Here is a 12,152-nt window from a genome sequence, read left to right as displayed (position 1 = left end):
GAACGACTCGGGGGAGCTTAATCGTCTATTTCCGTGCCGGAACCGCACAGACCGTAGCAAACAGGTAGCGGTCTGCCATGCCGATGTACTGTCCGGTGTTCGCATCCCTGATGGTCCCGTCGTCCGGATCGACAGTTCCGCCCGTGTTGGGATCGATCAGGGTCTTGTCGGGCATGGTGATCAGTCCGGTACGGGGATCGGGCTTGGGAGCAGCGGCGGCGGATGCAGAGGGGGACTGGGTGCCGTCCCCTGTGTCAGAGCCGTTGCCTCCTGTCTGAGCGGCACTCTGTGAGTTTTGGGCGCTCTGGGCATCCTGACCATTGCTGGCCTGGTTGCCTGACGAGGAAGCTGACTCTGCGTCCTCATTGGCCTGGGTCAAGGGCTTGCCCTCTCGCAGCAGATGCCAGATGGTTTCGGCCTCGTCCGTCCATACCACCCGGTTGTTGTCCTGGGACCATTCCTCGACAGGTATGGTCCGGGCGTAGATATGTGTGGTGTCTATGTGCTTGAGCGAGTTGCCCAGGCCCAGCAGGGTCTGGAAGTTGCCCAACCCCTCGCTCAGCTGCAGGGTGGACATGGAAGTGGTGGCCAGACGGTAGGCCTTGGGCAGGTCGGAATAGATGTCGACGGTCTTGGCCTCGTTAACCAGGCTCTTGATCAGATACTGCTGGCGGGTGGTGCGCATGATGTCCGACCCATCGGCGGCGGTTCCGTGGCGCATGCGAGCGTACTCGGTGGCCTGGGTGCCGTCCAGATGCTGCAGGCCACGCTTCAGGTTGATGCCGGTATAGCCATCCCAGGTGTCCTTGGGGATGCACACGTCAACCCCGCCCAGGGCGTCGATGATGGACTTGAGGCCGTTGAAGTCAGCCACCACAAACTGCTGAATGTCCAAGCCGGTCAGGGAACGGACCGCTGCCAGGGAGCAGCTGGCGGCCGAATTGGCATCGCCGCCCTGGCTGTAGCCCTCGGCGAAGATGGAGTTGAACATGACCTGGCGGCGGGCCGGGATGGTATCCCCCTTGCTGGTGGTGCAGGCCGGGGCGTTTACGATGGAGTCCCTGGGAATGGAGACCACATTCACATAGGAGCGGTCGGCGGCGATCTGGACCACCATGGCCGTGTCCGACTGGTGGTTCTCCTCCAGGCCGTCGCCGCTGCCGCCCACCTCGGAGTTGCCCTTGCCGTCCCGGGTGTCCTGTCCCAGCACCAGGACGTTCAAAGTCTTCCCCTTGTAGATGTCTTCCGGGGCTTTGTGGGCTTGAGTCAGGCTGACGGGCTCGAGCACGTGCATGTGACCGTTGATGTCGGTCCAGAAGGCCGCCACCGTCGAGGCCAGGAAGCAAAGAACGAAGGTAAGGGCCAGGCAGATGCCCGTGCGCAGACGGTGGCTGCTGCGAAACCCGTCGCTGTGCTGGGGCTTGCCGTTCCTGCCCGCCTTGATGTTGGGCAGACCCATCTTTCTGGTTGGGGACGTCAATGGTATGCCTTCCTCATCGGCTGTCGCTGTAGGGCTCATTCCGGCGGGAAGAACCGGGATGGCGGTGACGCGTGCTTGAACCAGTCATAGTATAGTCTGACCCCCATCCGCAGCTCCTCTTCGGGCGATATGGCTCCCTGCACGTGTTGCTCAGTTGCGCTGGCAGATATTTAGGGGTTGACAGAAGACCCCTGCAGCAGCTGTAATAAAAGTGTGTAAACACACTAGGGACTGGGGGGTCGCTATGAGTGGATTTGTTGACACTCGCTATAGCAGTACAACTAAAAACAGGCTGACGCCGCTGATGCAGTGGTTCGAAGTCAACGTCGGACCATCCTGGCGAAGCGAGGCGCTCTGTGCGCAGACCGACCCGGAAGCATTCTTCCCGGGCAAGGGGGGCTCCACCCAGGAGGCCAAACGGGTCTGCGCCGACTGCACCGTCCGCAAGCAGTGCCTGGACTGGGCGGTCGAGCATGACGAGCGCTTCGGCATCTGGGGTGGCATGAGTGAACGGGAGCGCCGCCGTTACAAGAAGAGGATGCGCGCGCAGCGTCAGGTCTGAATCGCCGCAGGTGCCCAAGCGAGGCATCCGGTGACCTGGTTTGCGTAGACTGGAACGCATGAGTTTCGTCGCGCCTCAAGCCCAGGATGTCCGGCAGGTCCTTTCTTCAGTCATGAACGAATGTTCGCCCGCCGCCAGCCCTCATGTGGAGGATGCCGTGGCGGCGGTGATCACGGTCGAGCATGATCTGACCTATTTGCCGGACACCCTGCGTGCCCTCTTGCGACAGAGCCTCTTGCCACGGGTCCTGGTTATCGCGGACTGTTCGGGGTCCACCACAGAGCCGCTCTATGCGCAGTTTCCGGTGGATGGTCCCGCGCGGGTGGAAGTGCAGGTGGTCCGCGCGCGAGGTGCCTCCTCCTTCGGCGATGCCTTGGACAAGGCGCTTGGCTACGCCCGTCTGCCTGGTCGGATTCGCGCTCTTTGGCTTCTGCACGACGACTGCCGTCCACTGGATAATCATTGCCTGGACGAGCTGGTGGACACCTGGCACAGCAATCCCACTGCCTCCCTGCTGGGTGCCAAGCAGTATGACTGGCAGGGCCAGGGACTCCATGACGTGGGTCGGTATGCCTATCATCACCGAACGGTGAGTCTGGTGGTGGACAGTGAACCCGACCAGCAGCAATATGACGCGCGTCAGGATGTCTTCGCGGTGAGCCTGGCTGGCGCCCTGGTGCCCATGCAGACCATGAAGGACTTGGGCGGACCAGGCGCCTGGGCTGGCACCTTTGGCCAGGCCGACGATCTCTGCCGTCGTATCTGCCTGTCAGGGGGGCGGGTGGTAATCGTACCCGACGCCCGGGTGGCCCATGCCGGCGCCCGTATGAGCGGGTTGCGTGATCGGAATGGGCGGGCGGTGCAGCCCGACCACCCCTTGGATGCCTCCATGGGTCCTATACTGGCCCGGGAACGCTACCTGCTGACTGATTTTGCCCTGCCCTGGTGGCCGCTGGTCTGGCTCTGGCGGGTTCTGGCGGCATTGTGGTTCATGGCGGTTGATCTTATGGGCAAACGGCCCTACAGGGCCCTCTGCCGGCTGTGCGCGCCTTGGCGGATTCTGGCCAACCCTGCAGCCTTGTTCACGATGCGTCGCCGTCTGACTTCCGCCTGCCATGGCGGTCCCCGCCGGTTGGACATTCTTCAGGCCAACGGTCAGCAGATCAGGCAGTGGCGGCAGCGCAGGCAGGCCTTCCACGACCAGCAGGAACATCCCATGCTCAGCCACCTGGCCCTGGCTCATCTGCGCCAGCAGTTCCTGCGCCGCCTGGCCTGGGCTTCAGGGATGACCATAGCGGTCTTGGCGGCCCTGGTGGCCACCCACTGGCCACTCTGTCGTGCCATCTTCTCGGGAGAGGCCATCCACGCGCCCTCCCTGCCCTCGTCCGGAGCCGACTGGTCCCAGCTGCTGACGGCGGCCACCACCTCCTGGTCCTGGGCCGGGGGAGTGGGGCAGCCCGCAGTTCCTGCCCCCTTCCTCCTGGTGCTCCTGCCCTTCGCTCTGCTGACCGGCGGTCACGTAGCCCAAGCCATGGCCCTGATGCTCCTGGCGGAGACGGGACTGGCCGCGCTGTCTTTCTGGGCTCTGGCCGGCGTGGTCACCAGGTCCAATCCCATCCGGGTCCTGCTGGGATTGCTCTGGGCTTGTCTGGCATTCGCACTGGGCATCGTGGATGGCCTGCAGCTGCCCATGCTGACGGTCATGGCCTTCATGCCTGCCGCCTTCGCCTTTGTTTTCAAGGCCGTGGGGCTGTATCAGACCGAGGCTCCCGTGCGCCCCAAGGCTTCGGTGCAGCAGGCGGCTCTGGCCTCTATTTGTTTTCTGCCGGTCCTGGCTGCCGAACCTCAGCTCATGCTGGCCATGATCCCGCTCTTCATTATGGCGATCTGCCTGGTGCCCTCCCATCGGGTCATGCTGCTCCTGATGCCCCTGCCTTCGGCGCTGGCCCTGGCGCCCACCCTGGTCAATTCCTTGCACCATGCCAATCAAGGACTTTTCAGACAGCTGTTCGCAGATCTTATGATCCCCTCGACGGGCTTGACCGGTCAACCCAGAACCGGGAGCCTGGGGCAACTGCTGGCCCGCCTGTTGGGCCTGGATCTTTCGGCCCTGTGGCCCGTCAGGTGGCGACCTGAGCTCTGGCGTCCGGCCACGCTGGCCTGCTGTCTGCTGGTGGTGGCCCTGCTGGCCTTCATCACTTTGGTTCTGCCTCGGGCACTCAAGACTGCCAGGATTCTTTGGAGTACGGTTCTGCTGGGCCTGATCCTGGCGCTGATCTCCCAGGCGGTCTGCACCGGCTTGGACGAGACCGGTCCAGTGGCCGGTTCGGTCCTGCCTGGGGTGATGCTTGCCTTCATGGGGCTGCTGGCCTGTCTGGGCCTTCTGGCTGGCAGGGCCGTCCGTCCCTTCTCGCCCCTTGCTCCTGGGCACGATCAGGTTCCAGAGGGCGATGCTGATCGTCCGCCCCTGCCTCCTGCACAGTCCTCTTCAACCTCTGCAGCTGCGGTTGATGGCGGGGGACGGATTGTCAGGCTCTTGCTGGGCCTGGTTCTGACCCTGGTCACGGCAGGCGTGGCGGCGGCTGGTCTGGCGGCGCCAGTCGGAGGACCCCTGTCTGCTGATGACCGGCAGCTCCCGGCAGTGGCGGTGGACTACCTGAACAAGGATCCATCCCATCGGGTGCTGGTGCTGACATCGCCCTCCCATGGCCGCGTGGCCTACACGGGTCTGCACACCTCACGAGGGGATCTGATCGATGCCTCGCCTGCCCTGCGTGCCCAGATGGTGAACGGCGGGCAGATGGCCGGTCAGGATGTCCTCTCGCGTTCGGCGGCGGCGCTGATGGCCAACGCCGACTCCAAGGCTGTAGCGGCTGTATCCGGCATGGGCTTCGGGGGAATCTATGTGCCCGCCGACCGTTCCGGAGCAGTCGGCATGGGATCCACGCCCAACGATGACCTGGTATCCAACATCACCGCCAGCGATGGCGCCCAGCAGGTGGCGACCAATGCCCAAGGAACCTATTTCCGTTTGAGCTCGCAATCCGGCAGGGATGTGGGAGTCAACATGGCCGGGGCCCATCAAGCGGCGGCCAGCACCTGGAGGAGGATCTGGCTCTGGACCCTGGGCCTGGTCTTGCTGGGATACTGTTTGGTGGCCCTGCCGCGTCCGGGCAACTTTGGAGGGGAGCAACTATGAGTGTACGAAGCAAGGGATCCCTGGTGGCTGCTCTGGTCACGGCACCTCTGGTGGCCGTTTTGGTCGCTGCTCTCTTGGTATGGACGCCCCCGGACTCCTTGGCTGATGGGGCCCAGGGCTCGTCAGTCGTTGCCACCCGGGTCAGCCAACGTGAGGTAGCGTCCTACTGCCCGGCTCGAATGACGGTAGCGGATGAGGATAAGGTCGGCGATGACCAGTTCAAAGCCTCGGAGGGTGATCTGAGCGCCCGTGTCACAGCCGCCGCCTTTGGGTCCATCGGCAGTGCCAGCCTGACCCCGCTTGGAGACGGGCGACGTACCACGATGACTGATCCCGACCTCTTGGATGGGCAGAAGACCATGGCCGCTTCGCTCGATCCGGGTGCTTCGGCTACGGCTTTCGATTCCCGGATGCTCAAGTCCCAGCCGGGCACGGGGGCTTCTGTCGGTATGGTCTCCTGGGCCACCAAGGGCGATCTGCGAGGGGTCCAGGCGCTGGCCTGCCCTCGGGCCGTCATGGATGCCGACTTCCTGTTGCCTGCCACCGGTCGAGGGTCCACACAGCGGCTGGTGGCCTACAACCCGTCATCCAAGGCCACGGTGATCAGTCTGGAGATCCAGGGTTCGCATTCCTCCGGCAACCTGTCCCTGGAGACCGGGAACACCATGACTGTGGCGCCTGGCGGCCATGCCTCATACGACCTGTCTGCGGCGGCTCCCGGACAGCAGGCCGTCTACGTTCGGGCTCGCAGCTCCCAGGCGCCAGTGGTCATGTCGGTTTCGGTCAATGTCATGGCTGGACTGGATCCGCGCGGGTCGGATCAGGTAACGGCCTTGGCGGCGCCCGGCCGTGATCTGGTTATTCCCGGCCTACGCGGGGCAGACCAGGCCACCCTGCTTCTGCAGGGTTCCAAGGCCACCGCGGCGGAGCTGTCCTGGATGGATGAAGACGGTCGGGAATCCTTGCGGCGGGTGGATTTGCAGGGTTCCAGGGCCACTGCGGTGGACTTGGGCGGCGTGCCTGACGGCAAGCTGGCTCTGCAGGTGCATGCCGACCGGCCTGTCCGAGCAGTCCTGCAGGTGACCAGTCGGGGCAGCCAGGATCAGTCGCAGTCCGACCTGGCTCTGATTCCTGCGGGTACTGCTGCTGCCTCCTCGGCCCTGACCATATCTCAGCCCGCCCAGGCCGCGCTGACCTTGGTCAACCCATCGACGGATCCGATCAAGGCCGAACTGGTTGGATTCGACGAGAAGGGCAAGAAATTGGATGAGCGCTCGCTGACCGTTGAGCCGGGTCGGGCCCATGAGCTTTCAGCCCACGACCTGGGTGACCAGGTGGCCGCCGTACGGCTGAACGAGGATTCTGAGCATGGTTCCTCCCGGCTGATCTGGAATGCCCGTCTGAGCGTGGACGCGGTCAACCAGGCTGGCCTGGCCGGTCTTGCCGTCATGGCTCCTGACGGGCTCATGCCTGCCACCACGCTGATCCGCTCCGGCCCCGACTCCACTGTCCTGCCCTGAACGTCGGCTGTCAGCGTCCCCACATGGGGTCGATTTCCTCCGGGTCCCGCCCGTAAAGGTCTGCCAACTGCAGGACCAGTTCGTCGCGGATAATCAACTCCAGCTCGGTGCGGTCCCGGGTTTTGCTCTGGATGGGCAGCCGGTAGAGGACGATTCTGGCGGGGATGCCACGGCCTGCCGGGAAACTGCGTGAGAAGAGGTCCGCCCTGTCCTCCCAGGGGGTGGGGTCGGAGGGTGGCACGTCCTCGACTGCGAATTGGACGGGTTTGACCAGCTGGGGCCAGCCAGCTCCCAGACGCCGGATCTGGGCCGCGGTCAGGTCGTCGAAGATCCCGCATCTGGTGCGATAGCGGGGCAGACGGGTGCCGAAGGTAGGCCGACGAATCCCCCGGCCATGACTGTCCCGGTAGACGCTGCGGGACCAAGGCGGCTGATCGTTGATCATGACACTCACCATAACCCCTCAACTCAGTGACAGTTTCGATTCAGGGTGTCTTGTAGCATAGAGCGATGATCGACAAGCGGATGGGAGCAATCATGGCGGAGGACGGTGCGATGAACGTGGCCTGGTGGGGCAGCCAAGACATAGGGTCCATCTGCGCACGAGCACGAGTGCTGGCCTTCGATCTGGACAATACTCTGGCACTGTCCAAGACCCGTATGGACCAGACCATGGCCGTTCATTTCGCCGCCCTGACCCGGCTTCGGCCCGTGGCCATCGTCTCTGGCGGGCGGTTCAGCCAGTTCCGCGACCAGGTGCTGGATGCCCTGCCCGACGATACCCGTTTCGACCAGCTGCATCTGATGCCCACCAGCGGCACCCGCTACTACCGCTGGCAGGATGGAAGTTGGAATTGCGTCTATGCCCACGACCTGAGCGCCCAGGACCGGCAGGCCGCCGAGGCCAGCCTGGAACGCAGAGCCAAGCAGCTGGGCGACTGGGAGGAGCAGGTCTGGGGGCCGCGCATCGAGGATCGCGGCAGCCAGATAACCTTCTCCGCCCTGGGTCAGCAGGCCCCTGTCCAAGCCAAGGAGGCCTGGGATCCGGACAATAGCCGCAAGGATGCCCTGGCCCGGGCCGTGGCCGCCGATCTGCCCAATCTGCAGGTGCGTTCAGGCGGCTCCACCAGCGTGGACATCTCGGCCAAGGGTATTGACAAGGCCTACGCCGTGACCTCCCTGGCCAGGATACTGGGTGTGGATGTCGGCGATATCGCCTTCGTGGGCGACCGGATGGATCCTGATGGCAACGACTATCCGGCGGCCCTGGCGGGGGCCATGGCTCTGCGTGTGCGCGATCCTGCCGATGCCTTGGCCCTGATTCAGGCCATGGAGGCTGATCTGGCCTGAATCCGCTAAACCTGTCCGCAGGCAATCATGTGAACGGATAGCCTGTTCATCCACATGGCCCTGATCTGCTTGTCTATTCTTTGCGTCTTGGGGTTGGCTGGGCGATATGTACAATCCTTCATCGGCATCCAGCCGTCTCAGACGAGCCGCTTATGCTGTCGCCTCGGCCATGGCTGGCTCGGCCCTGGACCTGCTGGCTCCTCGAGCCTGCGCCGGCTGTGACCGCCCGGACCTGCTGCTCTGCCCCAGCTGCAGATCCCTGCTCTTCCGGCCCCTGTCGGTGCCCGCGCCCGCCTATGCCGTGGGTCTGGCGCTGGCCTGCGCTCCATATCGTGGATCTGTCAGGCGGATCATTCTGTCCTGGAAGGACCATGACAACCGGCCCTTAGACAGGCCCTTGGGCCAGGCCATGGCCGATCTGGCTCCGGCTCTGGCCAGGCTGATCGATCCCCTACTCCGGCCCAAGCCTGCCAGGGCCATTCTGGTGGTTCCCGCCCCCTCCTCCCGCGCCTCCCTGCGAAAGCGGGGGAGGGTTCATCTGGAGCCGATCCTCCTGTCCCTGGTCCAGGCCCTGCAACGGCAGGGTCTAGCTGCCCAGGTGGAACCGGCCCTGATCATGAACTCCGTGAGAACCAAGTCTGTCCAAGCGGGCGGCCGCCGGAACCGTTCGCGTCGGCTGGCAGGCCGGATTGCGGCTGCGGATCCCTCACGACTGGCCGGTCATCCTGTCCTGATGGTGGACGACATCATCACCACGGGCTCCACCATCCGTCAGTGTGCCCGAGCCCTGGAGACTGCAGGTGCCCTGCCGCTGGCTGCCCTGGCATTGGCGGCCGTTCCTCCAGGCCATGAGGATCTCTAGCGGGCCTGGGCCACGGCCATCTCGTCCCAGCGGGTGGTGGCCCGGGGGGAGAGCATGCCCCGGTTCATGGCCCAGTCGGCCCCCGTATCCTCGTCGCTCCGGCCCTGGCCGCGGATGCCTCCGTAGCCCACGCCCACGCGGAAGGGGCCGAAACGACGGGTGGCATCCTCCAGGACGTCCCCCAGACCATGGGTGTCCCGGGCTGCGTCCAGGCCTTCCAAGGTGTGGAAGTGGTCGGCGTCGGTCAGGTCCAGCAGAACCACCCCGGCCCGGATCCAGCGGGCGTGCGGATCCACTCGGCCCTTGAGCGCCCGGCTGGCTGCGCCGGCGATGACCAGCGGGTCGTCGCTGGGATCCTCCAGGACGACGGTCCGGCCAGCTGAGCAGAACTGCTGGGGCGCATAGGGGCTGGTGGAGCAGAAGACCCGCACTCTGCCACATAGGCCGTGCTGTCGACGCAGGCGGCGGCAGGCCTTCTGGGCGTAGATGCTCAAGGCTTGGGCCAGGGTGGCGTAGCCCTCAATGGGGTGAGAGAACATGCGCGAGCACAGAATCTGATCGGTGCGCACGCCCCTGGCGGCATCCGCCTCGGGTTCGATACAGGGTCGTCCCCTCAACTCCAGTACGGTGCGCTGCAGCATGACGGAGAACCGATGCCGGATCAGGGAGGGATCGGCATCGCGCAGATCCAGGGCGGTGGTGATGCCCATGCCCATGAGTCTGCCGGTCAGCCGTCGGCCTACTCCCCAGACCTGGTCGACGGGCACGGATGCCAGAGCCTGGTCGCCATACTGGGACTCCACCTGGCTCCAGAGGGTGATCCCCTCGGTCGAGGGATGGTCCTTGGCCCAGTGGTTGGCCACCTTGGCCAGGGTTTTGGTAGGCGCCACGCCCACGCTGACGGGGATGCCGGTGCACCGCAGGACCGCGGCGCGCAGCTCCTGGCAGATCTGGACGGTGCGCTTGTCGTTCCAGATGCTGTCCATGAAGCATTCGTCGATGGAGTAGATCTCCTGGTTGGGCAGGAAATGGGCCATGATGGCCATCATGCGTCTTGAGAGGCTGGCGTAGAGCTCATAATTGGAGCTGCGGGCCACCACCCCGTCCTGCAGGGCCCTGTCGCGAATGGTGAACCAGGGTGTGCCATTGGTGATGCCCAAGGCCTTGGCCGGGCGGTTGCGGGCCACTACGCAGCCGTCGTTGTTGGACAGTACAACCACCGGGCGATCGGCCAGGGAGGGGTCGAAGACGGCCTCACATGAAGCGAAGAAAGAGTTGGCATCAGCCAGGACTACCTGGCCTGTCAGAGCGGTCCCGGATGCCGGCTGGGCCGGTCTCTGCGCGCTCATGCCGACCCCCAGCCCGTGGAAGGATAGGCGGGCTTCCGGCCCTGGCTTCCCGTGTGCCTGCGACCGTGCGGGGTATGCCCGGGATAGGTGACCTGGGGCAGGGGAGAGCCGCTCCGAAGTTCGCCCTTGGTGTCCACTCGCTGCCAGTGATAGTTACCGATGACCACCCCCCAGATGACCAGTTCCTCGCCCTCCTGGGGCAGGAAGTCGGGGTAGGCGGGGTTCTCGGCCCGCAACATGGTCCGTCCCTTGTACCTGGCCAGCCGCTTGACCAGCAGCTCGTCGTCCAGGATGGCGATGACGATGTCCCCCTCGCGCGGCTCCAGGGACCGGTCGACCACCAGCAGGTCCCCATCGAAGATGCCGGCTCCGGTCATGGAATCACCGGCCACATGGATGATGAAGGTGGCATCGGGGTGGATGATGACGTTCTGGTCGAAGCTGAAGTCGCCGCTGAAGTAGTCCTGGGCCACGGAGGGGAAGCCGGCGTGGACGGCCTCCAAGGCCTGGGGGACAGGGCTGGGGTGCCCTCGGAAGGGACTCAGGGCATCGACCCGGCACTCCGGCAGGGAAGCAGGGGCCGCATCCGGCGACCCATGGATGGTAGCGACCATGGCACACCTCGAACTCGATGGCATTCGAACAAATGTTCGATTTCATTATGAGCCGAAGTGCGCCTCCCCGTCAATGCGGCGCGTCGGACCCGTCAGAGTGGTCTCCGTCCCCCTCGTCCTCATCGGGGTCGCGGTGATATCTGGGCAGGGTGATCTCGAAGTCGGCTCCGCGCGGGTCGTCCACCACCTGCACCTGGCCTCCATGCAACTGGGCCGCCCAGCGGGCGATGGACAGCCCCAGCCCGGTGCCGCCCGACTCCGTGCCCGGGCCGGCCTTGCCCTTGACGAAGCGCCGGAAGATGTCGGTGCGGGCCTCGGGGGGTATCTGCGAGCCGAAGTTGACCACGTTGGTGACAATGGTCTCCTGCTGCCGGTCCTCGTGGGCCTGGATCAGCACCGTGGTGCCGTCGGCCGAGTGCTTCAGGGCGTTGCTGATGACGTTGGTAAAGAGCTGGCGCAGCCGGTCCTGGTCGCCCTCCATCCTCAGGCCCTTCTCCAGATCCACCTGGATGTCGTGGGCGTGCCCGGCGTCGGCTATGGCCAGGGGCTGGAGGGTCTCGTCAATGAAGTCCCCGAAGTCGAAGTCCTCGATCTGCAGGCTGGCAGCCCCGGCCTCCATCCTCGACAGATCCAGCAGGAAGGCGATCAGGTCGGACAGGCGATGGGTCTGCTCCAGGATCCCCTCCAGGTTGGCTGGCGTGGGCTCGGTCACCCCGTCCGCCATGTTCTCCACCATGGCCTGCAGGGCCGAGACGGGGGTGCGCAGCTCGTGGCTGACATTGGCCACCATGTCCCGGCGCATCTGGTCGGCGTGCTGGAGCTCCTCGGCCATCTCGTTGAAGGACTGGGCCAGGAGCCCCACCTCGTCGTGGCTGGTCGTGGTGGCATGGACCCGAACCGTGTAGTCCCCGTCGGCCATGGCCTCGGCCGCATCCCGCATCTGCCTCAGGGGAGCGGTGAGCCCTCGGGAGAAGAAGTAGGTGATCCCCAGGGCCACCACCAGGGTCAGCGGCATGGCGATCCAGCCGCTCCAGCCCATCTTCAGCAGGAACCAGGCCATGACGAAGGCGATGGCTGTGGAGATGATGATCAGGACGCTCAGCTCCACCTTCAATGAGGCGAAGGATCCAATGGGCCGTTCGCGATCCACACGCGCACTCAGACCGGGCCCATTGCGCCGGCTTTTGCCGTCCTTGCTCATGGCGTGCATCCGCGG

Annotated in this window: 10 protein-coding genes; 5 read left to right on the top strand and 5 right to left on the bottom strand. The window is 64.9% G+C overall.

All coding sequences use genetic code 11. From position 1 onward, the window contains the following. Positions 1–25: 25 nt before the first annotated feature. The gene (locus tag CI601_RS06635; protein ID WP_121914776.1) at positions 26–1,480 is read right to left on the bottom strand and encodes an LCP family protein; all 1,455 of its coding nucleotides are present in this window, start codon (positions 1,478–1,480) and stop codon (positions 26–28) included. A 304-nt stretch (positions 1,481–1,784) separates the two neighbouring features. Here CI601_RS06635 and CI601_RS06630 point away from each other — a divergent pair, with 304 nt between their 5' ends. From CI601_RS06630 to CI601_RS06620, 3 genes are read left to right on the top strand one after another with little or no spacing between them, the layout of a single operon-like run. Next, positions 1,785–2,042, top strand: coding sequence for a WhiB family transcriptional regulator (locus CI601_RS06630; protein ID WP_029676165.1), 258 nt, complete (start codon positions 1,785–1,787; stop codon positions 2,040–2,042). Positions 2,043–2,100: 58 nt separating this feature from the next. After that, a complete protein-coding gene (locus tag CI601_RS06625; RefSeq protein ID WP_121914775.1) occupies positions 2,101–5,241 on the top strand; it encodes a glycosyltransferase in 3,141 nt (1,046 codons plus the stop codon). Further along, on the top strand, positions 5,238–6,761 hold the full coding sequence (locus tag CI601_RS06620; RefSeq protein ID WP_121914774.1) for a DUF5719 family protein: 1,524 nt from the start codon (positions 5,238–5,240) through the stop codon (positions 6,759–6,761). The genes CI601_RS06625 and CI601_RS06620 overlap by 4 nt, the downstream gene beginning before the upstream one ends. Positions 6,762–6,771: 10 nt before the next feature. Here CI601_RS06620 and CI601_RS06615 read toward each other — a convergent pair whose 3' ends face one another. Then, positions 6,772–7,206, bottom strand: coding sequence for a metallopeptidase family protein (locus CI601_RS06615; protein ID WP_024627339.1), 435 nt, complete (start codon positions 7,204–7,206; stop codon positions 6,772–6,774). A 92-nt stretch (positions 7,207–7,298) separates the two neighbouring features. On the opposite strand from CI601_RS06615, the gene CI601_RS06610 reads away from it, so the two are divergent. Beyond that, positions 7,299–8,111: an HAD-IIB family hydrolase gene (locus tag CI601_RS06610; RefSeq protein WP_121914831.1), complete on the top strand. Its 813-nt coding sequence runs from the start codon at positions 7,299–7,301 to the stop codon at positions 8,109–8,111. Positions 8,112–8,217: 106 nt separating this feature from the next. Continuing rightward, on the top strand, positions 8,218–8,973 hold the full coding sequence (locus CI601_RS06605) for a ComF family protein (RefSeq protein WP_121914773.1): 756 nt from the start codon (positions 8,218–8,220) through the stop codon (positions 8,971–8,973). Here the strand turns inward: CI601_RS06605 and CI601_RS06600 are convergent. The 3 genes from CI601_RS06600 to CI601_RS06590 form a co-directional block, all read right to left on the bottom strand. Beyond that, positions 8,970–10,322, bottom strand: a complete 1,353-nt coding sequence (locus CI601_RS06600; protein WP_121914772.1) for a Y-family DNA polymerase — start codon at positions 10,320–10,322, stop codon at positions 8,970–8,972. The two genes, CI601_RS06605 and CI601_RS06600, sit on opposite strands and share 4 nt — an antisense overlap. Beyond that, positions 10,319–10,936 carry a LexA family transcriptional regulator gene (locus CI601_RS06595; protein WP_121914771.1) on the bottom strand — a complete coding sequence of 206 codons (618 nt, stop codon included), beginning with the start codon at positions 10,934–10,936 and terminating at the stop codon, positions 10,319–10,321. The genes CI601_RS06600 and CI601_RS06595 overlap by 4 nt, the downstream gene beginning before the upstream one ends. Positions 10,937–11,006: 70 nt before the next feature. Continuing rightward, positions 11,007–12,146, bottom strand: a complete 1,140-nt coding sequence (locus tag CI601_RS06590) for a sensor histidine kinase (RefSeq protein WP_395948005.1) — start codon at positions 12,144–12,146, stop codon at positions 11,007–11,009. Positions 12,147–12,152: the final 6 nt, after the last annotated feature.

The sequence above is a fragment of the Bifidobacterium sp. wkB344 genome, assembly GCF_003688305.1.
GTDB lineage: Bacteria > Actinomycetota > Actinomycetes > Actinomycetales > Bifidobacteriaceae > Bombiscardovia > Bombiscardovia mizhiensis.
This window is presented reverse-complemented; position numbering and strand designations above follow the sequence as displayed.